Here is a 24,597-nt window from a genome sequence, read left to right as displayed (position 1 = left end):
ACAGCTAAATACCTGCGCGCGGGCTACTTTAGAGTTGATAAAAATGTTTTTCAAGTCTAGGGTCTGGACTTGGAAAATACACTGAGCCCCCTATGTCCTACAAAGATCTACGCGACTTTATCGACTTTCTGGAAAAGCGCGGTGAACTCAAACGCATCACCACCCCCGTCGACCCCAACCTGGAAATGACCGAAATCGCCGACCGCACCCTGCGTGCAGGGGGCCCGGCGCTGCTGTTTGAAAATCCGCTGGGTTACCACATGCCGGTGCTCGCCAATCTGTTTGGCACCCCGGGCCGGGTGGCCATGGGCATGGGGCAGGAAAACGTTACCGCCCTGCGGGATGTGGGCAAATTGCTGGCGTTTTTAAAAGAGCCGGAACCACCAAAGGGATTTAAAGAGCTGTGGGAAAAGCGCGGCACCTTTAAACAGGTACTCAATATGCCCGCCAAAGTGGTCAACAAAGCGCCCTGCCAAAAGGTGGTACTGGAAGGTGACGAGGTCAACCTGGACAACATTCCCATCCAAACCTGTTGGCCGGGTGATGCCGGGCCGTTGGTCACCTGGCCATTGGTGGTTACTCGCGGACCAGAAAAAGAACGGCAGAATCTGGGCATCTACCGGATGCAAAAAATCGGCAAAAACAAACTGATTATGCGCTGGCTGGCCCATCGCGGCGGCGCGCTGGATTTTCGCGACTGGCAGCAAAAACATCCCGGCGAACCCTTTCCCGTATCCATCGCACTGGGTGCTGACCCAGCGACCATTTTAGGTGCCGTCACCCCGGTGCCCGACAGCCTGTCCGAATACGCCTTCGCCGGACTTTTAAGGGGTGAAAAAACGGAGGTGGTGCAAAGCATCGGCAACGATTTGCAAGTGCCCGCCAGCGCCGAAATTATTCTCGAAGGCCACCTGCACCCCGGCGAGATGGCGGACGAAGGGCCCTTTGGCGACCACACCGGCTACTACAACGAGGTGGAACGCTTTCCGGTATTTACCGTGGAGCGCATCACTCACCGGGAAAACCCCATCTATCACAGCACCTACACCGGCCGGCCGCCGGACGAACCCGCCATTTTGGGGGTGGCGCTGAACGAAGTGTTTGTGCCCATACTGCAAAAGCAATTTCCGGAAATTAAAGACTTTTATCTGCCACCGGAAGGCTGCTCCTACCGCTTCGCCGTGGTCACCATCAAGAAACAATACGCCGGCCACGCCAAACGGGTAATGATGGGCGTGTGGTCATTTTTGCGCCAGTTTATGTACACAAAATTTGTTGTGGTCACCGACGACGATGTCAATGCCCGGGACTGGAACGATGTTATCTGGGCCATGACCACCCGCATGGACCCGGGCCGGGATACCGTCATCATCGACAACACCCCCATTGACTACCTGGACTTCGCCTCACCGGTTTCCGGTCTGGGATCAAAAATCGGCTTCGACGCCACCAATAAATGGCCGGGGGAAACGGATCGGGAATGGGGCGAACCGATTGCCATGAGTAATGAGGTCAAGGGTCGTGTGGATGAGATTTGGGAGAGCTTGGGAATTGATTAATTCCTCGCAATGACAGACAAACTCAAAACAGGCCCTCAACCCCACCCGCCACTTTATTTTCGAGGTTCAACAACCACTGCTTGCGCTCCAACCCGCCCGCATACCCGGTCAACTTGCCACTGCTGCCAATAATCCGGTGGCAGGGAACAATAATGGAAATGGGGTTTTGGCCGTTGGCGGCACCTACTGCACGGCTGGCGGTGGGTTTGCCAATGGCTTTGGCGATTGCTCCGTAGCTGATGGTATCGCCAAAACCCACTGCCAATAATTGCTGCCATACCCGCTTTTGAAATTCCGTGCCGCGGGCATTCAGAGGCAGATCAAATACCTGCCGATTACCGGCAAAGTATTCCTGCAGCTGTTTTTCCGCCGCCGCCAAAATACCTTTTTCCGGAACCTCCGTTGGCGGCTGATCGCGAAAGCGTAGCTCGGTCAAACCGACTTCGTCAGCGCTGATGCGAATATTGCCAATGGGGGATTTAATAATTGCTGTATTCATTACCTACCTCTTACCATTGCTGTCCCACGAACTCGAACAACATGAATTGAGTATTGCTTGATGTGACCGTGGTCAGCAAGGATGCTGACCTCGAGCCCCCATGGATGGGTTTACGGCGCGTCACAGCAAGCAATACTCAATTCATATCTGCTGCAGACCTAAACTCTTTGATGGCCTTATTTTCCCTGTGATTCAGGGATAAAAGCTCAAAGTTTATGGGACAGCAGTGACCTCTTACATAAGGATAAAGGCCATAGCGCCGTATCTGACCGCTGCCAGCAAGGATGCTGGCAACAAGCCTACATGGACGCCTACTTTAAATCACGAAAGGCGGCGTGTCAGATACAGGTTAATGCCCTTTACCCAAACTCTAAATTCGATTCCACATCTGCAAACTGGCATAACTGCGCCAGGGCGCCCAGCTTTCCGGATCGGGGCTTCCATCGAGCATTGCCAACCCCTTGCGCACGCCTAAATCCGAGCCCAGCCAGACATCCGGGTCACCCATTCGCAAAGTGGCGTAATCCACCGTCCAGGGGCCAATACCCTTTATGCGCAACCACTCCTGCAGCGGCATCTGCGGGCTCTTTGTCAATTCCCGGGCAAAACGTTTCAGAGTGTCCCGGCGGCTGCCGGGCATGGCCAGAAAGTCCAGCCGGGCATCCGCCACAGCCCGAGGTGTCGGGAACAGCCGCTCACCCCCCGGCAGGGTGCCACCCAGGGTTTTAACAACCGCCGTTACCAGTTTTCTCGCTGCCGCCACACTCACTTGCTGGCCCAGAATAGCCCGCACTCCCGCCTCAAAAGCAGTCGCCATTCCCGGCAGGGGAATGCCGGGTAAATAACCTTTGGACATGGCCGCACAGCGGCGCAGGTGCCGGTCGATAGCGGCACGATCGGCGTCCAGGTCCAGCAACCGACGTATCTGCGCCACCGCCACGGGCAAATCGGTTTCGTCCTGTAGCCGCAGGCTGACATCAAAACCGCATTTGTCGGCGTTGTGACAGGCGACAAACAAACCGCTGGCAGCGGGCAAATGAAGTGTGCGCTGATAACTGTTAACCGTTACCTTTTCCAGCCCCTCAATGGCTCTGTGGTTTAAAAACTGTTGCAACCACGGCCAGTTATACGGCGGGCGATAACTGAGAAACAACAGCATCTTCTCACTGGTTTCACTTCCGGTTTTTCCCAGGCGGCGCACCTGGCCCGGGGGCAAATTGATCAGCGCTTTGAAGGCGGCATTAAAACGCCGCACGCTGCCAAAACCAACACAGGTAGCGATAGTGGCGATGGGCAGGCGGGTTTGGTGCAACAACTGCTTGGCCAGCATCAGGCGACGAAAATTGCGGTAGCCCTGGGGCGACACACCCAATTCGTCGCGAAACAACTGCCGCAGATGGCGCTCACCCACTCCCAGACGCTGGCAAAACTGCGCCAGTGACTGCCCTTGCCAATAGCCGGCATCCACCAGTTTGACCGCCCGCGCCAGTGTGGTATGGGTGCCCCGCCACGCCGGTGAACCGGGTGCGGACTCCGGGCGGCAACGCAGACAGGGGCGATACCCCTGCTGACTGGCCGCCAGCGCCGAGGGAAAGTAATGCACATTGGATTCTTTGGGCGGGTTGGCCGGGCACACCGGGCGGCAGTAAATGCCGGTGGTTTTTACGGCCACGAAAAACAGGCCATCAAAACGGCCGTCACGGGATAACCGCGCGCGGCGGCAGGCGTCTGGCTGCAAATCAATGCTGTGTTTATTCATGGCAAGCAGTGTACGCCAAGCCCACCACAAAAGTGGTCGTTTTCGGCAGTGTATGCTTTTACAGGTTAGCAAACTCCATCGCGATAGCAGGCACAGTAACAACAGCGGCAATCAATGCCAGTAGAACAAGATTTCTCATAATCGCCTCCAACATAAACTTTGGCATACAACGTACCCAATCCGGCCACTTTTAATACAGTTAATAATCTTTATAGAGACGATAGTGACCGAATTGCATGGCTAAAGTTGTTTGTGATGTTGTCAGTGGCAGTTCCATCGGGCTGCCGCTACAATGTCCGTCCATACAGAGCTAAAGTTTTTTGCGCACAGCCCGAAACTGTCTGCGTAATTGTCTAAAACAAATAACCCTTGTTTTGGCACAAAACGAATAACAAACACAACGGTAGAACACTTTGCTCGAATGGATCAAAAACAGCCGCCGCCCGGCGGCTACTGTGGGGGTTGAAATCCGGCCCGACGGCATCGCTGTCGCTCAAACTGCCCGCTCCCCCCAAGGGGACAAACAGCTGCTTGCCTGCGAATTTCTCCGTTGCGACCCCAGCGCCGATCGCGCCGCCCTGTTGCGTGAAAGTATCTGTTCTCTGGGTTTGAAAGGTGCCCGCTGCCACGCCGTACTGCCGTCAGACAACTACCAATTGCAACTGACAGAAGCCCCGCAAGTGCCCGCCGAGGAGTTGCGCGACGCGGTGCGCTGGAAAATTCAGGATCAAATACCCATGCCCGTGGAAGACGCGGTTATCGACGCCTTCCCACTGCCGCAAAACACCGGCCGCAGCGACAGTGTGTACGCCGTGGCCGCCGCCCGCGAGCAGGTGAACGCGATCACCCAACTGGTGACCCAAGCGGGATTGAAACTGGATTCCATCGACATTAACGAGCTGGCCCTGCGCAATCTGGCCAGCACCATCAACACCGGTGTGCGCAGTATTGCCATCGCCCTGCTGTCACCGGGCAAAGCCTGCGTCAACGTCTATGGCAACGATGCCCTGTACCTGTCGCGACAATTCGACATCGCCTGGAAAGGTGGCCTGATGGACGACCTGCCCAGCGACTCGCTGGCCCTGGAGCTGCAACGCTCTCTGGACTACTTCGAGCGCCAGATGCGCCAGCCGCCGCCGAAGCAAATATACCTGTGCGGCGAACACGTCAGCAGCGACAAGATCGACGACAACCTCAACAACAGCCTGTCCACACCGCTGGCGGTGCTCGACCTGGCAGACACCCTGCCCCTGCCCGCAGGCACCGACAACGACCAGCTGCCCCTGTGCGTTGCCGCCATCGGCGCGTCCCTGCGGGATCATCAGCGGGTGGCACCATGAGCTATCAACAGATCAACCTCTATCGGGGCGAGCAGCGCTCCGGCAACGGACTGGGGTTCAATCTCACCACTGTGGCGTTTGCCACTGGCCTTCTGGCGCTGCTGCTGGTTGCCCTGGGGCTCAGCCAAAAAAGTACCAACGCCAAACTAGCGGCACAGCTGCAAAGCAGCCAGCAGCAACTGCAACAGGTGCAGCAGCAAAACAGCCATTTGCAACAACAACTGGTTGCCACCGCGGGGGTCGATCAGGAACAACAACTGCAACAGGCACAGAGGGAACTGTCGCGGCTGCAACAGGTGCGCGGGCTGATGCAGCAACAGCAGTCATCCCGCCGCTACAGTTTTGCCGGGCAACTGTCCGGGCTCGCCCAACATCATCTCAGCGGCCTCTCCCTGCAGCAGATTCACCTGCTCAACGGCGGTCACTACCTGGCCCTGGGCGGCGAAACCCAACCGGCGGAAACCGTGCTGCAATACCTGCAACAGTTGCAGCTGGACGAACGTTTTGAAAGCGCCCGCTTTGGCGCCCTGCAACTGGAGAACGACCGCCAGCGCAATGGCCTGGTGAAATTCCAACTGGGCGACATGCCGGAGCCAGAATTGCAGGAGGGCAGCCGTGAATAACCTGTCCGCCAGATTCGACGCCCTGCAGCAGCGGGAAAAAATTCTTGTCGCCGGCATCGTTGTCGCCCTGGTGTACGCACTGAGTGAATTCACCCTGCTCAAACCCGCAGACGACGAGTACAAAAAGCTCAGCGGGCAACTTCAGGCCAACCGCACGTCCCTCACCAACAGTCAGGAGCAAATGGCTCAACTACAAGCCAGTGCTGCAGGCAGCAATGGCAACCGGGGGCCACAATTACAGGCGGTTCAGCAACAAATTGCCGCACTGCGAACCGAACTGTCCACCCTGGCCGGTGGCCTGGCAGACGCCCGACAACTGCCAAAAATACTCGAAGACGTACTGGTAAAAACCGGCAAACTGTCACTGATGAAACTGCAGGCATTGCCGGTGGAGGAGCTGCAACTGCCCGCCACAGACGGCAGCGGCGAACTGATCAGCGCCGGGGTATACAAGCACGCGGTATCACTGCAATTGCAGGGCCGCTACTTCGAGGTGGTGGATTACCTGCAGGCACTGGAGGAACTCCCCTGGGGGCTGCGCTGGCAGCAGCTCAACTATCGCGCCGCCAGCTACCCCAATGCCAACGTCACCCTGCAGGTCTACACCCTGACCACCGAGGAGGGATTGTTTGGTGAAGAATAAGTTTATAGCGCCGCCATTCAAGGCATGCATCCTGGCTTTGGCCTGTACAGGCGTACAAGCCGCCGATCGCGACCCCACCCGCCCCATTGCCTACAAGCCGCCTGCGGTGAGCAAACAGCCACACAGCGGCCTGAAGCTGGATGCTCTGCTGATTGGCAAACAGCGCCGCCACGCCACCATCAACGGCGTTCAGGTGAACGAGGGAGACCGCATTGGCGGTTCCACCGTTATCGCCATCGAAGCCCGGGGAGTCACTGTTGAGCGCCATGGAAAGCGGCAACTGCTAAAACTCCATACAACCACCGTCAAGCGTGCCCACGGGCGCGACAAATGAGGCCCGACATGCCAACTTTCCGTAGCTGCCATCTGCCATTCTTCACCCTGCTGGCCGTTCTGTTGGCGGGCTGCGCACCCGGCGTGCAGAAACCCTTGCCCGCGGAAACCCAGTTGGAGCGCATCGCCGCCGAGCTGCAGGCGCCGCAGGCTCCCGCAGAAGTTCCCAGCGCGGTCAGCGACCTGCTGCTGGGTGGCGACAACACCACAGCCAACCCCTCACTGGAGCGTTTTGACATTGCCGCCAGCGGCGTTCCCGCCGGGCGCTTTTTCCTCAGTCTGATGGAAGGCACCGACATCAACATCGTCACCGACGCCAACCTCAAGGGCGATATCAGCCTTAACCTCAACGATGTCACCATCGAAGACGTGCTGGAAATATGCCGGGAAGTGTACGGCTACGACTACAAAATCAGCGGCAACACCTACCTGATTTCGCCGCGAGAGCTGAGTACCCAGATATTTCACATCAATTATCTGGACATCAAACGGGTGGGCCTGTCAGACACCACCGTCAGCGTTGGCCGCCTGGAAAGCAGCGGAGGCAACGGCAACAACCGCAACAATCGCAACTTTGGCGGCGGCAATCAGGGCGACAGCAGCTTGCTCGGTCTGCTGCTGGCAGACCAACAGGGCAACAGCCAGGGCAGCGCCAGTGGCAGCAGCCAGGGCGCCCGCATCCAGACCCTGACCCGCTCGGACTTCTGGAGCGAATTAAAAGCCTTTCTCACCTCCATGGTGGGCGGCGAAGTGGATGGCCGTCAGGTGATGGTATCGCCCCAGGCGGGCATGGTGGTGGTGAAAGCACTGCCCAATGAGCTGCACGATGTACGCGATTTTCTGGAGCGCTCCGAGCTCAGTGTACAGCGCCAGGTGCAGCTGGAAGCAAAAATTATCGAAGTACGCCTCAACGACGACTACAACGCCGGCATCAACTGGAACCAGATTGGCGGCAGCCTGTCCTGGGACTACAACAACAGCCGCACCGGTGTCACCACCGGCGCCTTCAATTCGGTACTCAATATTACCGACATCAACAGCTTTATCGACCTGCTGGGGGAGCAGGGCTCGGTGCAGGTACTGTCCAGCCCCAAACAAGCCACCATCAACAATCAGAAAGCGGTACTGCGGGTGGGCTCCGATGAGTACTTTGTGACCGACATTTCCAGCGACACCACCTCCAGCGCCTCGGCGATTGTGAACACGCCGGACATTGAAATCACTCCGTTCTTCAGCGGCATAGCATTGGATGTTACCCCGCAAATCTCCGCCGATGGCGACATTATCATGCACGTTCACCCGGTCATTACCGAAGTGCGCGATCTGGTAAAACCCATCCAGCTGGGTGACCAGACATTCAGCTTCCCCACCGCATTCCGGGACATTCGCGAATCCGACACCATCGTGCGCGCCAAAAATGGCGAGGTGGTGGTGCTGGGCGGCTTGATGCAGGAAGTGGAAGACTACGAAAAACGCCGCTACGCCGGGGCCGGTGATGTGCCCGTTCTCGGCGGGCTGTTCCGCGGCAAAACCGTGAAAGTGCGCAAGTCCGAGCTGGTCATTCTGATCAAGCCCACCATTATCGACAGCGACACCACCCGCCGCGAAGTACAGCGCAGCCGCGACCGCATTCGCGAACTGGGTAACGAGCAACGCAGGTTATTGAGAATTGATTGACAACCGCCGCACCGTAGCCCGGGTGAAGCACAGAGCAACCCGGGGTCGACACCAGGGAGAACTCCCGGGTTGCGCTGTGCTCCACCCGGGCTACAGGTATTTTGCCACTCCTGATTGGAGTAACGATTATGTATGAACGCTACTTCCAACTGCATGAAAAACCCTTCTCGCTGACGCCGGACACCCAGTTCTTTTTCAATCGTCAGAGTCACCGCAGTGTGCTCAACACACTCACCGTTGCCCTGCAACAGCGCGAGGGGTTTATCAAAGTGGTGGGCGAAGTGGGCACCGGCAAAACCCTGCTGTGCCGCAAGCTGCTGTCCAGCCTGAACAGCGACCGCTACAAGGCCGCCTACCTGCCCAACCCGTACCTGTCGCCGGAAGAACTGCGCTATCAGCTGGCGGAAGAAATCGGTGCCGATGTCAACTTAGACATGCCCGGGCCACAGATACTCTCCCGCACTACTCGCCGCCTGATCGACCTGGCCGCCGACGACAAACAAGTGGTGATGATAATTGACGAAGCCCAGGCCATGCCCCGGGACACCATCGAAGCCCTGCGCCTGCTCAGCAATCTGGAAACGGAAAAGCGCAAGCTGCTGCAAGTGGTGCTGTTCGGCCAGCCGGAACTGGACAGCCTGCTCAACCGCAAAGACCTGCGCCAACTGAAGCAGCGCATTATCTTTTCCGAATACCTGACGCCATTCGACAAAAAAGGCGTGGGCCACTACATCAGCCACCGCCTGTCCTCCGCCGGACACCCGGGGGCCAAACTGTTTACCCGCTCTGCCATTGCACTGCTGTATCGGGCCTCCGGCGGCGTACCCCGCCCCATCAATATACTGGCCCATAAAGCCTTGATTGCCTGCTACGGCCGCGGCGACCGCCGTATCACCAGCTACCACATCGCCCGCGCCATTCAAGACACCCCGGAAAGCCGGCCAATCGGCAAGCTGCTGGCCCTGCGCTGGCACCTGCTGTGGCCTGTTGTGGGTGCGTTGTCGCTGGCGGGAACGTTGGTGTATGCGCAAGGGGGTGGGATTTAATGCTGGCTGCCAAAAGAACACACCCGGCGCTGATTATGTGGTCGCACGTCGCACGTCTGACGTCGCACGCTAAAACCCGTCATTGCGAGGAGCCGCAGGCGACGCGGCAATCTTCATCGGGTCACTGCCACACTGGACGAGATCGCCGCGCTTCGCTCGCGATGACCGGTATTTATCTCCGCAAGGAGGCCAAATGAGCCTGGTCAACAATATGCTGCGCGACCTGGAAGATCGCCAGGACACCCGCGAACAGCCCGCCGGCGTCTCCCCGGCGCTGAGCCAGCGTAAAAAACCCGCCAGCCGTGGCAGCAAGTTATCACTCACTATCGGCCTGTGTCTGTTTGCATCAGCGGCCGGGTTTTTAACCTGGCACAACAACGGGGGGCAAGAAGCGACTACCGTTGAGCTGGCTGCTCCGGTCACACAACAAGTGGTGGCAAAAGAGCCAAAAGCACAAGCGCCAAAAGAACCAGAACCGGCAGCGCCTGCGACCATTGCCCAACAATCCAGCCAACCGGTAGAAACTCACCAGGTACCACCACAACCCGCAGACAGACCGACACCCGTAACCCGAAACCCGAAACCGGTGTTGCCGCCCGCTGAACAGGCCCCCGAACCACAAACCACCATCGCTGCCAGCAGCGCCACGGAAAACCGCCAGGCCATTCAGACCAAAGCACGAAATTTGCTCGCCCAGGGCGATCTGGCCGGGGCCGCCGGACAACTGGAAAGCATCCAGCCAAGCCTCAGTCAACACCCGGATCACTACGCTCTGCTGGCGGGCATTTATCACAAGCAGGGGCAGCATCAGCAGGCGGCAGAACTGTACAACCAGTTGGTGCAAATTGAACGCGACAACGCCATTTACTGGCTCGGTCTGGCGGTGGCGCTGGACGCCATGCAGGACCGCAACGCACTGAGGGCCTTTCAAACTACCCGGCAACTGAATAACAACCCGGATGTGGCCGCTTATGTGGAACAGCGTATCCAACAATTAAACAAGAGTCATCGCAAGGGAGCGTAGCGACTGCGGCGGTCTCCAGAAAGTTACTGCCACCCTGATTGAGATTGCCACATCTCGCAATGACGAAGAGAGAACACCAATGACCCAACCCGCCACTAAACAACAACGCCTGCGCCTTGGCGACCTGCTGGTGGAAAAGCAGCTGATCAGCGAGCCGCAGCTGATGGACGCCCTGCAAGCGCAAAAAAGCAGTGGCCTGAAACTGGGCAAGCAGCTGATTGAATTGGGGTTGGTGCAGGAAAATGACCTGCTGACGATTCTCTCCCAGCAACTCAATATTCCCTTTATCGACCTGGCGAATTATCAGTTCGACGCCGCCGTGGTCAACCTGCTGCCAGAAGCCCAGGCCCGCCGCCACCGGGTAGTGGTGCTGGAAGACCGGGGCGACAGCCTGCTACTGGGCATGGCCGACCCCACCGATATTTTTTGCCTGGACGACCTGGCCAAAGTGCTCAACAAGCCCCTTGACCCGGCGGTAGTGCGGGAATCACAACTGCTGGACATTGTCGATGTGGCCTACTGCCAGCAGGCGGAAATCGCTAACCTGGCGGAACAGCTGCACGAAGAACTGGAAGAATCCGCCGTCGACCTGGCGGAAATCGCCACCGATGTCACCGACAGTGACGCACCGGTGGTGAAGATGCTACAAAAAATCTTCGAAGACGCCCTGCGCACCAAAGCCTCGGACATTCACATTGAACCGGACGAAACCGTGCTGCGCATTCGCCAGCGCATCGACGGCGTGCTCAGCGAACAGGTGATGAACGAAAAGAGCATCGCCGGGGCGCTGGTGGTGCGCCTCAAGCTGATGTCGGAGCTGGATATTTCCGAAAAGCGCCTGCCTCAGGATGGCCGCTTTAACCTCAAAGTCAGCGGCCGCAGCATCGACGTGCGCCTGTCCACCATGCCGGTGCAATGGGGTGAATCCGTAGTAATGCGGCTGCTGGACCACAGCCAGGGCATTCTCGGGCTGGACAAAGTCGGTATGCCCCAGCGCATGATCGACCGGGTGCGCCACCTGCTGCATCGCCCCAACGGTCTGGTGCTGGTCACCGGCCCCACCGGTAGCGGCAAAACCACCACCCTGTACGGCGGCCTCACCGAGTTGAATACCCCGGATCGCAAAATCATCACCGTGGAAGACCCGGTGGAATACCGCCTGCCGCGCATCAGCCAGGTGCAGATCAACCACAAAATCGACCTCAGTTTTGCCAAGGTACTGAAAGCCACATTGCGACAAGACCCGGACGTGCTGCTGGTGGGGGAGATACGCGACCGGGAATCCGCCGAAATTGCCCTGCGCGCCGCCATGACCGGCCACCTGGTGCTGTCCACGCTGCACACCAACGACGCCATTACTTCCGCTTTGCGACTCACCGACATGGGTGTCGACCCCTATCTGGTATCCGCCGCCCTGAAAGGCGTACTGGCGCAGCGGCTGGTGCGCAAAGTGTGCGAAAGCTGCGCCGAACCCCACGAGCCGGACGCCAACGAATTGCAGCTGATCAAAACCCTCAGCCGCCAGCGGGAACTGGGCGACCTCAAACTGCGTAAAGGGCGTGGCTGTGTACACTGTTTTAACACCGGCTACCGGGGTCGTATCGGGGTGTTTGAGCTACTTGAAATTGACCGTTTTATGGCCGATGCCCTGCGTGAAAACGACATCCGTGCCTTTAACCAGGCAGTGCTCGACAACCGCTCGTTCCGCCCCCTGAATATCAGCGCCCTGGGGCTGGCTGCCGAAGGCATTACCACCCTCAGTGAAGTGATGCGTGTGTCGGCGGAAGTGGACGACACCGCTGAGGGGGATGAATGATTACCGCTGAACGCCCCATCGGTGGATTACGCTGCGCTAATCCACCCTGCGTCACCACCGCTACTCTCCTTGTACGGTGGATACAATGAACACCTTTAAATACAAAGGCCGAGACCGCAATGGCGCCAGTGTTAATGGCCAGCTGCAAGGTGCCAACGCCGACGCCATCGCCAGCCAGTTAAGCCGCCGGGGAATCACCCCCACCGCCATCGATATGGCAGCAGACAGTCTGGCGCAAAAGGAAATCCAGCTACCCGCCTGGCTGCGCAACGAAAAAGTCAGCAGCGAAGACCTGATCATGTTCACCCGCCAGATGTACACCATCACCAAAGCGGGCATTCCCCTGATCGTCAGCATTCGCGGCCTTACCGACACGGTGCACAATCGCCTGCTGAAAGACGCCCTGCACGATATTGTCGAACGCCTGGAAACCGGCACCGAGCTGTCGGCGGCCATGAGCCAGCACCCCAAGGTATTCAACGACCTGGTTATCAACCTGGTAAGAGTGGGGGAGGATTCCGGCCGGGTGGACGAGGCGTTTCTGCAACTCAGTGAGTATCTGGAGCGCGATCAGGAAACCGCCCGCGGCGTTAAAACCGCCCTGCGCTATCCGTCGTTTGTGCTGATTGCGCTGGTGATTGCCATGGCGGTGGTCAACACCATGGTGATTCCCAAGTTCGCCGATATGTTCAACAAATTTGGCGCCCAACTGCCGTTGCCCACCCGCATACTGATTGGTATATCCGATTTTTTTGTCGCCTTCTGGCCCTACCTGCTGGTGGCTGCGGTGGGGGGCTTTTTGTGGGTGCGGCGCTATCTGGCCAGTGAACAGGGAGCGCTTGACTGGGGCATGCGCAAACTCAAACTGCCCATTGTTGGCGACATTATCAACCGCGCTACCCTGTCCCGCTACGCCCGCACCTTTGCCATGATGCTGCGCTCCGGCGTGCCGCTGCCAAAATCCCTGGAGCTGTCCGCAAGGGCACTGGAAAACCCCTATCTGGCGACCAAGGTGCGAGATATTCGCAGTAGTATCGAGCGCGGCGATAACCTCTATCGCACCCATATGGCCAGCGGAATGTTTACTCCTCTGGTGCTGCAAATGATCTCCGTGGGCGAAGCCAGCGGCCAGGTGGATACCCTGTTGGCGGAAGTGGCGGAATACTACGAGCGGGAAGTGGAGTACGACCTGAAAAATCTCAGCGACCGGCTGGAGCCGATTATCCTGGTGATTATGGCAGGGTTTGTACTGGTTTTGGCGCTGGGCATATTTTTACCCATGTGGGATATGTTCAGTATTCAGCAGTAATGGTCGATATAAAGAGCTGACGACTTCACAAATCAACAAGTTACGATTGCCATTTAAAGGAAAAAACGATAAAACACTGCGCTATACGTAGTGACTTGTCACAATAATTTATAAACAACACATGTCCTAATCGGAGAAACACTATGAACCGTCAAGCGGGTTTTACACTGATCGAACTGATCGCAGTAATTGTTATTTTGGGGATTTTGGCAGCGGTTGCGGTGCCGAGGTTTATCGACCTCTCCGCTGCTGCTGAACAAGCAGCCCTGGAGAATGTGGCAGGTTCTATCAGCTCTGCTGCTTCTCTCAACTACGCCGCCGAAATTGCCCGCGAAGCTGGGCTCAGCACCACGGCTACGCCCCCCATAGATGTGCTGAATTGCCTGGATGCTACTGTTGAAGCCCTGCTGCAAGGTGGCCTTCCTGATGGCTATGCATCGGCGGCAGCGAGCAGCGGTACCACTACCGCAACCGCCGACGGTGTTCAGTTAAACTGCACCCTGTCTGCCAACGGCTCCAGCGTTGACTACACCGTACTGTCAGCCAACGTACCTTAAGTTTGTAGGGTGGGTTAGCGCAGCGTAACCCACCACCAAGCCAGCCTTTGGTGGATTACGCTGCGCTAATCCACCCTACTGGAACACCAGTAGTAATGATTGAGCACGAGCGCACGATTTGTTTAAAGAGCCAGGGATTTACCCTGACTGAACTGGTGGTCATTATCATTATCCTCGGCATTGTTGCAGTGGTTGCTTCCAGCCGATTCAGCAATGTAGGCGCTCAGCAAGTTCTCACAACCCGCGACAATATCGTCGCGGGTTTGTTTTATGCCCAACAGGTCGCCATTGCCCGTGGCAACAGCTCCACCATTGCTTTTGTCGCCACTGGCAACAACGTTACCGTGCAGGAAAACGGCACCACTCTGGACGCCGCCAACTACCCGCTCACCCTGCCCAGCGGCATCACCCTCGCTCCCAACGCTACCCTGGTGTTCGACAAACTGGGGCGCACCACCGCTACCATTTTTACCCTCAGCGATGGTTCCGGCAGCGGTGCCACCATTACCGTGGAGGCAACGGGTTATGCGTATTGAGAGTTTGACGTTGGACGTTGGACGTTGGACGAAGCGCACTGCCCAACTACGGAGCCGCTCGTCCAACGTCAAACATCAAACGTCAAACCGACAAACCGGCTTTACCCTGATCGAAATGGTGGTCTTCCTGGTGGTCATTTCCATCGCCCTGGGCGCGTTGATTGCCGTGTACAACCAATCCCTGGTGAACAGTGTTGACCCCATCGTGCGGGTAAAAATGCTGGAAATCGCCCAATCGCAACTGGACGAGGTGGCGGCGCGCAAATACGACGAAAACACCCCCACCGGCGGCGTGCCCGCCTGTGGCAGTGCGGAAACTGGCGCTCAGACTTGCAGCTTTGGCCTGGACAGCGGAGAAAATCTCAGCAACCCTGCCAGCCTGGACGATGTGGACGACTTCCACAACTACAACGCCACCATCTCCGGCTACAACAGCGCCGTCACCGTGGCGCTGGCGGGCTCCGAATTGGGCATTGCCAACGGCAACGCCAAACGCATTACCGTTACCGTCACCGCCCCCACCGGCGATGCCCTTACCCTGTCCAGCTATCGGGTGAATTTCTGATGCGGGGGAGTTTGACGTTTGATGTTCGACGTTGGACGAGCGGCTCCATAGTTGGGCAGTGCGCTTCGTCCAACGTCAAACGTCCGACCTCCAACCGGCAAAGCGGCTTCACCCTCATCGAACTGATCACCGTGATCGTACTGCTGGCCATTATCGCCACCATTGGCAGCAGCTTTGTGGTATCCAGCACCGAAAGCTACCAACAGGTACAAAGCCGCGCCAAACTGGTGAACAAAAGCCGTCAGGCCATGGAGCGCATGACCCGCCAGCTGCGCGGCGCGGTACCCAACAGCATTCAGCTGTTTGCCGCCAACACCTGCATCAAGTTTTTGCCCATGGCCAGTGGCGGTTTTTACATCAACCCGGTGCCGGACAGCGCCAACAGTGCCGCCGCCAGTACCAGCATTGCCAGCGCCGACTACCGGGTGGATTTTGGCAGCGCCCGCTTTGCCATAATTGGCGCCCTGAACAGCAACGACATCTACAGCGGCGGGGCCAGCGCTACCCTGGCCAGCCCCATTGCCCAGGGCGGCAGTCAAAACGGTTTGAATTTGGCCTCGGCACAAAGCTGGACCCGCAATTCCATCAACCGCCGTTTTTTTCTGGCGGACAACCCCCAGGCGTTTTGCGTAGTAGGCAACGAGCTGCATTTTTTGCAGGGCAATACATTGGGGTGGGTGCCCTCCGGTACCGGCGATTTGATGGCGCAACAGGTAGCGGGCAGCTTTACCCTGCAGGCGGGTACCGAGTCCCGGGGCACCATTGTGGACATTGACCTGAATTTCACCGAGGGGGGCGAAACCGTCAACCTTCAACAACAGGTAACCATTCGCAATGTACCTTAAAAACCGTCGGACGTCGGACGTCGGACGTCGGACGCTAAAAGCCAACAACCAATCCGGCTATCTGATGCCGTTAGCGGCGTTTATTTTGGTGGCCATGGCGGTGATGGCGGCGGCGCTGATGCGCACCAGTGGGCAGACGGGAATTTCCGTGGCTCAGGAAGCGATTACCTTGCAGGCATTTTATGCGGCGGAAAGTGGTGCTCAGTTGGGGATGAGTACGCTGTATTTCGACAGCACCAATGCACTGACCCGCGCTGCTATCGATGGCCGCTGCGATGGCATGAACCTGAACCCGGCATACAACACCGCCGGGCTATCCAACTGCAACGCCACCGTTAGCTGTGCTCGCAGTCTGAGCGACAATGCCAGTTTTTACACCATCACCAGTGTGGGCAATTGCGGCAGTGGCGAGGTGACTTCTACCCGTACGGTGGAAGTCTCGGCGTTTTTTGAGTGACGCGCCATGACAAAGGCATTGAGCAAAACATTCGTCTTATTACCCGCCTTGGCATTAAGCGGCGCTGTGCAGGCGGCGGATTGCATTGATGTATTTCCAGACGGTGCATCCAACAGTAACGGCTCTGGCGATATTGATATTTTCTTTAATTCACAGATTCTCGGCAGCCCGGACAATATTCTCGACACCACCGACCTCAACGTCACCGGTGGCAACCTGACCTGTGGCACCGCCAACTGCACCGCCTCTGGCAGCAATGCCGCTACCGGCAGTTTTAACAGCTTTGCCAATGTCAGCAACGACATAAACGTAGGTTTTGGCGCTACCGCTACCGCATCCCCCGGCAATTACGACGACATGAATGTCAGTTCATCGGCCACACTCAATCTGCAACCGGGCACCTACCTGTTTCGGGATGACGTAAACATAGACTTCGGCGCCACCATTAATATTACCGGGCCTGGAACGGTGCGCATTTTGGTACGGGACAGAGTCAATATCGGCTCATCGGTAACCATTAACGCCGCCGGGGGCGACCGGCGCTTGTTCCTGTACGCCAGAGACGACATTGTTATCGGTTCCAGCAGCAGTGTTAACGGCGTTATTTACGGTGATGACAACGTCACCCTGAACAGCGGCGCGTCCGTCACCGGGGCAATTACCTCCGAGCGGGACGTGCGCCTGAACAGCGCCTCAACCATTACCTACAACAGCGACGCCATCAGCGGTACAGACTTTGGCGATTTTTGTACCGCCAGTGTAGTCACACCACCACCGGCACCCGTTGCCGAATGGCGGCTGGACGAACTCAGCTGGAATGGCACTAGCGGCGAGGTACTGGACAGCGTTAACAGTCACAATGGCACCGCCGTTCGCACTGCTGACAGCAATGACACAGACCCTGCCATTGCCGGTGACCCCGGCACCTGTCGCTATGGAGACTTTACACCCACCGGCTTTGTGTCGGTTCCCTACAACGCTGATTTAAACCCGGACAATTTTACGGTTTCTCTCTGGGCCAGGGTGGACGGCGGCAATGGTACGTTTCGCTCGCCACTCACTTCGCGAGGCGAGACCAACGGCTTTAATACGTTCGGTTTTAACCTGTACGCTGCCAGTGACAACACATGGCAATTCTGGACAGCTCTGGGGCAAACCGGCTTTGGCTGGGACGTGCTGGGTGGGCCAACCGTCAACAACGGCGTATGGACACACATCGCCGCCTCGTTCGAACGCACCGGAACCAGTGGCAGCCAAACGCTGACCGGCATAAAAAGGCTTTATATCAACGGCGCTGAAGTCAACAGCGCAACAAACAGCATCTACCGGCCCATGCGGTTTGCGCTACAAGCATTGCTGACTATTGGCGCTGGCGGACAGAACGGCAATAACTTTTTTTTCAATGGCGCAATTGATGAGGTACGCATTTACGACAGCGTGCTCACCAGCAATCAAATTCAAACCCTGATGAACGAAACCCGCACCTGCGCGGCGAACGGCCCCGACCACTACAGCATCACCGCCGCCAACGGCGTGGCCTGCGACCCCATACCGGTCACCGTTGCCGCCCACGACAACAACCACAATCCGGTAGACGCCCAGGGAGCCACCGTCACCCTGACTACCAGCACCGGGCGCGGCACCTGGTCGGGCAGCGGCGTTGTGGATACGACACCCGGCGATGGCATCGCCAGCCTCAGCTTTCCCCTGGCGGCCAGCTCTGCGGATATTACCCTCAGCTACACCGACATCGACACCGGTGATGGCACCCCCACCAGTGACACCTTTACCGTCACCGTAACGGATGGCGCCATAGACAACGCACCGGACCGCCCCACCAGCACCGTCAACCTGTCCGGATTTGTGTTTGGCACCGGCAACTTCACCACCGGCATCCCCAACCAGGCAGCGGGCGTCAGCGACAACAGCCTGCGCCTGCGGGCGGTGCAAACCGACCTGGCCAGCGGTGCCTGCACCGCACTTTACCCCAACCAAACCCGGGCTATCGGCTTCGCCGCCAGCTACCGCAACCCCACCGCCGGGGCGGGAATCTCACCGAGCATTAACGGCCAGACCATCGACAGCTTTGCCAGTGGCGCTGCCATCACCAGCTACAGCAATCAAAACCTGGCCTTTGACGCCGACTCCATTGCGGTTCTGAACTTTATTTACAATGATGTGGGCCAGTTACAGCTGCACGCCCGGGATGGCAGTGGCGGTCTGACCACCGCCCAGGGAACCAGCAACGACTTTGTGATACGGCCCCACCACTTTGATACCACCGTTACCGGCAACCCCGGCACCACCACAACGGGCAGCGGATTTGTAGCGGCAGGAGCGGCCTTTAGCGCCACAGTTAGCGCCCGCGCCAATGGCGGAGCCATCACCCCCAACTACGGCAACGAAACCAGCCCGGAATCCGTCAGCCTTGCCGTTGATTCACTGGTCATGCCGGTGGGTGGCAACAGCGGCAACTTGTCTGGCGGCACCGCCAGCGGCGGCAGTGGCAGCTTTACCGTATCCGGGCTGAGCTGGAGCGAAGTGGGTACCGTGACCCTTGTGGCTGATGTGGCCGATGGCGACTATTTGGGCGCGGGCCCGGCCAGCAATCCGCAACCCTCTGGCAACGTGGGGCGCTTTTACCCGGCAGACTTTGCCCTTACCTCCGCCAGTACCAGCAATGGCTGCGGCGATTTTACCTATCTGGGCCAGCCCAATATCTCTGTCAGCTACAATCTGACGGCCCGCAACAGCGCCGGTGCCACCACCAACAATTACGCAGCAGACAGCGATGGCATTGCAGGTACCTTGAATTACCCGGTAGCCACCATCAGTCACAATGCGCAACAGGGGGCCAACGATTTAAGTGCTCGACTAGTGATTGATAACGCCGAATGGGTTAACGGTGTGTACGCCTTGAACACCCCCAGTGCCACCGTTAACCGGCAGGCCTCCACCATTCCCGATGGGCCCTTTGCCAGTGTGCAACTCAGCCTGACGGAAGACGATGTCGATACAGATATCACCGGTAGCCGCGATATTGGCACACCGCTTAACCTGCGCTTTGGCCGCGCCGTTATCAGCGATGCCCACGGCCCGGAAAGCACATTATTAAACGTGCCCTTTGGCACCGAATACTGGGATGGCAGCCTCTTTGCCCCCAGCCTGACCGACAGTTGCAGCGTCATCGCCACCGACCAGATTCAGTTTGACAACACCACCGTTAGCGCCAGCCCCCAGGGGGTGGACTTTATCGGCGGCGCGGGAGCCGACAGCACCGGCACCTTCTTTTTCACCACCCCCAATGCCCAGGCAACCGGTGGCACCTTTGGCCTGGTATTCTCACCGCCAGGGGCGGGCAATACCGGCAGCTTCCCCATAAACATCAACCTGACCAATTACCCCTGGCTGCGCAGCGACTGGAATCAGGATGGCAACCACAACGACCCAACCCTGCCGGAAGCCACTGTCAGCTTTGGTTCTTACCGGGGCCATGATCGAGTGATTTATTGGCGGGAACGGTTTGATTAACACAGATGGCAGCAAGACAAGACCTTACTTTTTGTGCAATAATTAAGTTGAACTGAATATTTACACAAAAATGACGCCATGTACCGAAGATACATCCTTAATGAACTCAAAGCCCTGGCCAAAGAGTTCCGCATCATTACCGTGCTGGGGCCAAGGCAGGCGGGGAAAACCACCCTATGCCAAACAGCCTTCCCAGATTACCACTATGTCTCTCTCGAAGATCCGGATACACGCCAATACGCCACAGAAGACCCAAGGGGCTTTTTAAGCGAATATCGCAAAAAGGTCATCCTGGATGAAGTGCAGCGCGTACCCACCCTACTGTCCTATATCCAAACCATCGTCGACGAAGACGCCATAAAAGCGCAATTTATTCTCACAGGCAGCCACCAGCTGGAATTGACAACCGCCATCTCACAGTCTTTGGCGGGCAGAGCCGCAAATCTAACCCTGCTGCCCTTGTCTTTACAGGAAATGGCAGTAACCCCTGGAAAGCTGAACTCCGTATTACTCAATGGGTTTATGCCGGGAAAACATGCTGACGCTATCAATACCACACGCTTTTACCGTGCTTATTTCCAAACTTATATTGAGCGCGATGTGCGCTTGTTGATAAACCTGAAAAGCGCCAGCAAGTTTGAGCAATTTGTGCGCCTGTGTGCTGGCAGGGTGGGACAATTATTCAACCAGGCTTCGCTGGCCAATGAAGTGGGAGTATCCGCCAATACGATTAACGATTGGATTTCGGTGCTGGAAGCCTCTTTTATTGTTTATCGCTTACCCCCCTATTATGAGAACATCGGCAAGCGCTTGGTGAAATCACCCAAACTGTATTTTATCGACACCGGGCTCGCTGCATGGCTGTTGGGAATAGAAACAGAAACACAGATGCAGCGAGACCCGCTGAAAGGCAATCTGTTTGAAAACCTGGTGGTGATTGAGGCGCTCAAATCACAGCTGAATGCAGGCCGGGAGCCCCGTTTATTCTTCTATCGCGACAGCCACGGCAACGAAGTAGACCTGGTTATCCCCAATGGCAACCGGCTAAAGCCCATAGAAATCAAGTCTTCACAAACCTGGCAGAATTCATTTTTAAAAGGTATTCAAAATTTTCACAAAGTGTTTGGAGAAAGAGCCAAAAAAGGCTCCGTAATTTACGGCGGCGAACAGAAGCGAACCACCGACAATTACAATCTCAGGAGTTATTTGATGGCGGAATTTTAATCCACAGCCGCTTCGCGACCTTGCAATAACGTATTCAAAAACAGTACTGCCAACTTCTGGCCTCTACTACACCATATCCCCAAACGGATTTTCCCGATCAAACACCACCGGCTGGGCAAAGCCCGGCACTTGTATTTTTTCTGCGCTGATCTCAATGGCCTGCTCGTCGATAATGCCTTCGCCAAAGCGGTAGATGGGCTCCAGTTCACAGCGGTCCGCCTGCTGTTCGTACTCGGCGGCGGCGGCGCGGGTTTGCTGGCGGCGGGCTTCGTACTCTGCCCACTGTTCGGCGTGGCGCTTTTGCAGCATTTGTTCAGCCACTTGCGGTGACATCACGATTCCAGTTGCGTTGTTGCCACCAAAACCCTTGGCGTTGATAAAGGCTACGTCCAGATTGCCCACGCCCACGTTCAGATCCTGCAGGGGGATATTGAGGTGGTCGTCGTACACATCGTCCGCCACTTTGTCGGTGGTTTTTACGCCGGGGATCAAACCGTAGCGAAACACCCCCAGGGTGCTCATCATCTGGTCGCCACTGGCGGGGGCCATGGAGTGCCCCACGTAGGATTTCACTGCCGCCACTGGCCAGTTTTCGATGCCAAAGGCTTCTGCAACTTCATGGAATATGTGGGATTCGGTCACCCTGTTTTGCGGAGTGCTGGAGCCGTGGGCCTGAATAAAGCTGCGCTCGCGAATGGCGTCTTCACCAAAAATGGCATTAGCGGCGGCCACGGCCTTGGCTACGGATACGTAGTTACCGGCACCGGGGCTGGAAATGGATTTCTTGACACCGTCGGCGTTGACGAACACATCCGGCACCGCACCGTGAATATCAGCTCCCAATTCCACCGCCAGGGCATCGTCCATCAGAATAATGTATTGAGCAGATTCACCGGCGGTAAAGCCGCAGTTTTCTCCGAACGGGCGGCTGGTTTTGCGCGGGTCGGGCTTGTCTACGCCGTCGATTCTGGCCAGCCCTTCCTCAGTGGCCACGGCGCCCATCATGGTAAAGCCTTCCAGCACTTCCGGGTTCATGGGGGATTCGGAGTTACCCACCACCGCCACCCGGCGGCGGCCAGCGCGAATGTCGTCCACCGCCGCGCGCAGGTTATAGAGGAAGCTGGCACAGGCTCCGGCCACGGATTCGGTGTGGCCAACACTGCCCAACACATAAGCATTGAGGAAATCCGCCGGCATGCTGTTCAGCGCCATGGGAATTTGCTTGGAGCTGGGGCGGCCGCCTTTAAAGCGGTTGGAAATCACCCCACCCCAACCTTCGTCTTGCAACTGCCCCAGGGCGCTGCTGGCGTATACGCCAATTTCGTCCGGGTGTACCGCGTTGCATACCGTATCCCAGCCGATACCCATGGAGCGCACAGTGTCAGATGCACCGTAGATGGCCAGTTGCAAACCGCGAGGCTGGTAGCGGGAGTTGTACAGCTTGGCGGGCTCGAAGCCGGTGGGCAAAATACCGGCGGATTTCACCGGAATGCTGCGGGTGTTGGGTACCAGGCCCTCGGCGGTGCCGTTAATTTCCACCTGCACTTTGCCATCGTCAATGTCGGTAACCGCCCAGTCTGCGGGCAATACCGGTGGCAAGCTGCGACGTTTGGTGATGAATTTGAGCGCTTCGCCAGTGGCCTCCAGGCGCAACAGGTTGTTGCAGGGTACGTTGTCCGGGTCGAAGTGATTGTCTTCGATACGGCGAATCAGAGTGCCATCCAATACCGCCTGACGGTATTCACAGGCCACTTCCGCCTCACTCATGGTGCCGCCCTCGGCGTCCACGTAGTGATCGTTTTCCCAGCTCACCAGATTCATCAGGCAGGCGAGGCCAGCGATGGTTTTTTGCTGTTCCGCCTCGGGCAAGGAGTCCAGCACCGTGCGGCGATAGCCCTGGTGAAATGAACTGCGGCCCGCAGCATTGATGCCGCCAAACGCCACGATTACCGGTAGTGCTGTCATAACAAACCCCGAAAAATACTGTTTACACGAATGGTCTTTCTCCACAATCAGTCCATGACATTCGTCATGCTGAGGGCAGCGAAGAATCTCTTTGCCAATGACAGCAAAGGCCGTTCAACTATTGCGTCATTTTGCCCCCAGACACCCTTGAATAAAAGGGCGAACTGGACATATATTGGGAGAATCTGGACACACTGGATCACCATGCCCATCAAAGAGCCATTTAAAGTCGCTATTTTGCTGTTCGACAATTCCCTGGCCACCAGCGCCACCATGCCCATGGAGATGCTGCGCACCGCCCAGGCAGCGGCCCGGCAGACTGCCCGCAACGCCCGCCCCATCGAACTGCGCTGCCTCAGTGTGGAAGGTCGGGCAACGCGATCTGCCGCCGGGCTCAGCCTGCAGGCGGATGGCCCGCTGGACGAACAGCCCTACAATCTGGTGCACATCCCCGGTTTGTGGCGCAACCCGCGTCCGGCGTTGCGCAAGCACGCCGCCGCCTTGCCCTGGCTGCGCAAACAGGCAGAGCGGGGAGCGCTGATTTCTGCCGTGGGTACCGGGGTGTGCTTTCTGGCAGAGGCGGGCCTGCTGGACGACAAGCCCGCCACTACCCACTGGCACTATTTTGACCGTTTTCAGCGGGACTACCCGGCGGTACAGCTAAAGCGCCAATACTTTATTACCCAGGCGGGCAACCTGTACTGCGCCGCCAGCGTCAATGCGCTGGGTGAGCTGACCGTGCATATGATTCACCGTCTGTACGGCAGCCAGGTGGCCACCCATGTGGCGCGCCATTTCTTTCACGAAATTCGCAACCTCAACGAACCGGTGGGTTACCTGGCAGACCAGGTGCAATACCACCCGGACGAGCAGGTGGCGCAGGCGCAAATCTGGCTGCAGGACAATTTTGGCCGCAGTGTGCGCATGGCGGAGCTGGCCGGGCAACTGGGTATGAGCGTGCGCACCTTTAATCGCCGCTTTAAAGCCGCACTGGGCAAAACACCCCTCACCTATTTGCAGGAAATCCGCCTGGAAAACGCCCGCGAGCTGCTGCAAAAAGCCAACCTGTCGGTGGCGGAAGTGGCCGCCCGGGTGGGCTACCAGGACACCGGCGCCTTCAGCAAACTGTTCACCGCCCACTACCACACCTCCCCCACCCGCTATCGGGAAGTGGTGCGGGCGAAGCTGTTCAAGCCGGAGAAAACGCTTAAATACTGACAGCTGCGGGCTGCGGGCAGGCCTGTCATCCTGAGCGCAGCGAAGGATCTCTTGGCGTGCTGCGGGCAATG

The 24,597-nt window shown here is 57.6% G+C and carries 21 protein-coding genes; 18 read left to right on the top strand and 3 right to left on the bottom strand.

Going from position 1 to position 24,597, the window contains the following annotated elements; translation table 11 throughout:
* Positions 1–92: 92 nt before the first annotated feature.
* Positions 93–1,559 (top strand): 4-hydroxy-3-polyprenylbenzoate decarboxylase, encoded by a 1,467-nt coding sequence (ubiD, locus tag ACVBEJ_RS07605; RefSeq protein ID WP_447129016.1) that lies wholly within the window; start codon positions 93–95, stop codon positions 1,557–1,559.
* A 22-nt stretch (positions 1,560–1,581) separates the two neighbouring features.
* On the opposite strand, the gene ACVBEJ_RS07600 is transcribed toward ubiD, so the two are convergent.
* Both ACVBEJ_RS07600 and ACVBEJ_RS07595 read right to left on the bottom strand, forming a co-directional pair.
* Positions 1,582–2,058, bottom strand: a complete 477-nt coding sequence (locus tag ACVBEJ_RS07600) for a methylated-DNA--[protein]-cysteine S-methyltransferase (RefSeq protein WP_447129015.1) — start codon at positions 2,056–2,058, stop codon at positions 1,582–1,584.
* 370 nt (positions 2,059–2,428) lie between these two features.
* Complete coding sequence (locus tag ACVBEJ_RS07595; protein WP_447129014.1) at positions 2,429–3,817, bottom strand: AlkA N-terminal domain-containing protein; 1,389 nt, start codon at positions 3,815–3,817, stop codon at positions 2,429–2,431.
* Between the two features lie 413 nt (positions 3,818–4,230).
* Here ACVBEJ_RS07595 and ACVBEJ_RS07590 point away from each other — a divergent pair, with 413 nt between their 5' ends.
* From ACVBEJ_RS07590 to ACVBEJ_RS07515, 16 genes are all read left to right on the top strand, one after another.
* Positions 4,231–5,157: an MSHA biogenesis protein MshI gene (locus ACVBEJ_RS07590; RefSeq protein WP_447129013.1), complete on the top strand. Its 927-nt coding sequence runs from the start codon at positions 4,231–4,233 to the stop codon at positions 5,155–5,157.
* Complete coding sequence (locus ACVBEJ_RS07585) at positions 5,154–5,780, top strand: hypothetical protein (protein ID WP_447129012.1); 627 nt, start codon at positions 5,154–5,156, stop codon at positions 5,778–5,780. Before ACVBEJ_RS07590 ends, ACVBEJ_RS07585 begins: the two co-directional genes overlap by 4 nt.
* Positions 5,773–6,423 (top strand): type II secretion system protein GspM, encoded by a 651-nt coding sequence (gspM, locus tag ACVBEJ_RS07580; RefSeq protein WP_447129011.1) that lies wholly within the window; start codon positions 5,773–5,775, stop codon positions 6,421–6,423. The genes ACVBEJ_RS07585 and gspM overlap by 8 nt, the downstream gene beginning before the upstream one ends.
* Entirely contained in the window at positions 6,413–6,757 is a 345-nt protein-coding gene (locus ACVBEJ_RS07575; RefSeq protein WP_447129010.1) for a hypothetical protein, read from the top strand. The genes gspM and ACVBEJ_RS07575 overlap by 11 nt, the downstream gene beginning before the upstream one ends.
* 8 nt (positions 6,758–6,765) lie before the next feature.
* Positions 6,766–8,433 carry a secretin N-terminal domain-containing protein gene (locus tag ACVBEJ_RS07570; RefSeq protein WP_447129009.1) on the top strand — a complete coding sequence of 556 codons (1,668 nt, stop codon included), beginning with the start codon at positions 6,766–6,768 and terminating at the stop codon, positions 8,431–8,433.
* A gap of 128 nt (positions 8,434–8,561) precedes the next feature.
* The gene (locus tag ACVBEJ_RS07565) at positions 8,562–9,479 is read left to right on the top strand and encodes an ExeA family protein (protein WP_447129008.1); all 918 of its coding nucleotides are present in this window, start codon (positions 8,562–8,564) and stop codon (positions 9,477–9,479) included.
* A 193-nt stretch (positions 9,480–9,672) separates the two neighbouring features.
* Positions 9,673–10,503, top strand: a complete 831-nt coding sequence (locus tag ACVBEJ_RS07560; protein WP_447129007.1) for a hypothetical protein — start codon at positions 9,673–9,675, stop codon at positions 10,501–10,503.
* Positions 10,504–10,582: 79 nt separating this feature from the next.
* Complete coding sequence (locus ACVBEJ_RS07555) at positions 10,583–12,319, top strand: GspE/PulE family protein (RefSeq protein WP_447129006.1); 1,737 nt, start codon at positions 10,583–10,585, stop codon at positions 12,317–12,319.
* Between the two features lie 85 nt (positions 12,320–12,404).
* Positions 12,405–13,628 (top strand): type II secretion system F family protein, encoded by a 1,224-nt coding sequence (locus tag ACVBEJ_RS07550; RefSeq protein WP_447129005.1) that lies wholly within the window; start codon positions 12,405–12,407, stop codon positions 13,626–13,628.
* Between the two features lie 143 nt (positions 13,629–13,771).
* Positions 13,772–14,185: a type II secretion system protein gene (locus tag ACVBEJ_RS07545; RefSeq protein ID WP_447129004.1), complete on the top strand. Its 414-nt coding sequence runs from the start codon at positions 13,772–13,774 to the stop codon at positions 14,183–14,185.
* A gap of 95 nt (positions 14,186–14,280) precedes the next feature.
* Positions 14,281–14,721 carry a prepilin-type N-terminal cleavage/methylation domain-containing protein gene (locus tag ACVBEJ_RS07540; protein WP_447129003.1) on the top strand — a complete coding sequence of 147 codons (441 nt, stop codon included), beginning with the start codon at positions 14,281–14,283 and terminating at the stop codon, positions 14,719–14,721.
* On the top strand, positions 14,711–15,286 hold the full coding sequence (locus ACVBEJ_RS07535; protein ID WP_447129002.1) for a type IV pilus modification PilV family protein: 576 nt from the start codon (positions 14,711–14,713) through the stop codon (positions 15,284–15,286). Before ACVBEJ_RS07540 ends, ACVBEJ_RS07535 begins: the two co-directional genes overlap by 11 nt.
* Positions 15,286–16,131, top strand: coding sequence for a PulJ/GspJ family protein (locus ACVBEJ_RS07530; protein ID WP_447129001.1), 846 nt, complete (start codon positions 15,286–15,288; stop codon positions 16,129–16,131). The genes ACVBEJ_RS07535 and ACVBEJ_RS07530 overlap by 1 nt, the downstream gene beginning before the upstream one ends.
* Entirely contained in the window at positions 16,121–16,588 is a 468-nt protein-coding gene (locus tag ACVBEJ_RS07525; protein ID WP_447129000.1) for a hypothetical protein, read from the top strand. Before ACVBEJ_RS07530 ends, ACVBEJ_RS07525 begins: the two co-directional genes overlap by 11 nt.
* Before the next feature lie 6 nt (positions 16,589–16,594).
* Positions 16,595–20,119: a DUF6701 domain-containing protein gene (locus ACVBEJ_RS07520; protein WP_447128999.1), complete on the top strand. Its 3,525-nt coding sequence runs from the start codon at positions 16,595–16,597 to the stop codon at positions 20,117–20,119.
* A 78-nt stretch (positions 20,120–20,197) separates the two neighbouring features.
* The gene (locus ACVBEJ_RS07515) at positions 20,198–21,343 is read left to right on the top strand and encodes an ATP-binding protein (RefSeq protein WP_447128998.1); all 1,146 of its coding nucleotides are present in this window, start codon (positions 20,198–20,200) and stop codon (positions 21,341–21,343) included.
* A 66-nt stretch (positions 21,344–21,409) separates the two neighbouring features.
* On the opposite strand, the gene ACVBEJ_RS07510 is transcribed toward ACVBEJ_RS07515, so the two are convergent.
* Positions 21,410–23,308 (bottom strand): beta-ketoacyl synthase, encoded by a 1,899-nt coding sequence (locus ACVBEJ_RS07510; RefSeq protein ID WP_447128997.1) that lies wholly within the window; start codon positions 23,306–23,308, stop codon positions 21,410–21,412.
* A gap of 204 nt (positions 23,309–23,512) precedes the next feature.
* Here ACVBEJ_RS07510 and ACVBEJ_RS07505 point away from each other — a divergent pair, with 204 nt between their 5' ends.
* Positions 23,513–24,526 (top strand): GlxA family transcriptional regulator, encoded by a 1,014-nt coding sequence (locus tag ACVBEJ_RS07505; RefSeq protein ID WP_447128996.1) that lies wholly within the window; start codon positions 23,513–23,515, stop codon positions 24,524–24,526.
* Positions 24,527–24,597: the final 71 nt, after the last annotated feature.

The organism is Porticoccus sp. GXU_MW_L64 (assembly GCF_052983295.1).
Note: the sequence above shows the minus strand (reverse complement) of the source record. Positions and strands in the feature narration are given on the sequence as shown.

Bases quoted from the DNA above. Each gene is read 5' to 3' on its own strand.
- ubiD (WP_447129016.1), top strand. From the start codon at position 93: ATGTCCTACAAAGATCTACGCGACTTTATCGACTTTCTGGAAAAGCGC.
- ACVBEJ_RS07600 (WP_447129015.1), bottom strand. From the start codon at position 2,058: ATGAATACAGCAATTATTAAATCCCCCATTGGCAATATTCGCATCAGC.
- ACVBEJ_RS07595 (WP_447129014.1), bottom strand. From the start codon at position 3,817: ATGAATAAACACAGCATTGATTTGCAGCCAGACGCCTGCCGCCGCGCG.
- ACVBEJ_RS07585 (WP_447129012.1), top strand. From the start codon at position 5,154: ATGAGCTATCAACAGATCAACCTCTATCGGGGCGAGCAGCGCTCCGGC.
- ACVBEJ_RS07570 (WP_447129009.1), top strand. From the start codon at position 6,766: ATGCCAACTTTCCGTAGCTGCCATCTGCCATTCTTCACCCTGCTGGCC.
- ACVBEJ_RS07565 (WP_447129008.1), top strand. From the start codon at position 8,562: ATGTATGAACGCTACTTCCAACTGCATGAAAAACCCTTCTCGCTGACG.
- ACVBEJ_RS07560 (WP_447129007.1), top strand. From the start codon at position 9,673: ATGAGCCTGGTCAACAATATGCTGCGCGACCTGGAAGATCGCCAGGAC.
- ACVBEJ_RS07555 (WP_447129006.1), top strand. From the start codon at position 10,583: ATGACCCAACCCGCCACTAAACAACAACGCCTGCGCCTTGGCGACCTG.
- ACVBEJ_RS07550 (WP_447129005.1), top strand. From the start codon at position 12,405: ATGAACACCTTTAAATACAAAGGCCGAGACCGCAATGGCGCCAGTGTT.
- ACVBEJ_RS07545 (WP_447129004.1), top strand. From the start codon at position 13,772: ATGAACCGTCAAGCGGGTTTTACACTGATCGAACTGATCGCAGTAATT.
- ACVBEJ_RS07540 (WP_447129003.1), top strand. From the start codon at position 14,281: ATGATTGAGCACGAGCGCACGATTTGTTTAAAGAGCCAGGGATTTACC.
- ACVBEJ_RS07535 (WP_447129002.1), top strand. From the start codon at position 14,711: ATGCGTATTGAGAGTTTGACGTTGGACGTTGGACGTTGGACGAAGCGC.
- ACVBEJ_RS07530 (WP_447129001.1), top strand. From the start codon at position 15,286: ATGCGGGGGAGTTTGACGTTTGATGTTCGACGTTGGACGAGCGGCTCC.
- ACVBEJ_RS07525 (WP_447129000.1), top strand. From the start codon at position 16,121: ATGTACCTTAAAAACCGTCGGACGTCGGACGTCGGACGTCGGACGCTA.
- ACVBEJ_RS07520 (WP_447128999.1), top strand. From the start codon at position 16,595: ATGACAAAGGCATTGAGCAAAACATTCGTCTTATTACCCGCCTTGGCA.
- ACVBEJ_RS07515 (WP_447128998.1), top strand. From the start codon at position 20,198: ATGTACCGAAGATACATCCTTAATGAACTCAAAGCCCTGGCCAAAGAG.
- ACVBEJ_RS07510 (WP_447128997.1), bottom strand. From the start codon at position 23,308: ATGACAGCACTACCGGTAATCGTGGCGTTTGGCGGCATCAATGCTGCG.
- ACVBEJ_RS07505 (WP_447128996.1), top strand. From the start codon at position 23,513: ATGCCCATCAAAGAGCCATTTAAAGTCGCTATTTTGCTGTTCGACAAT.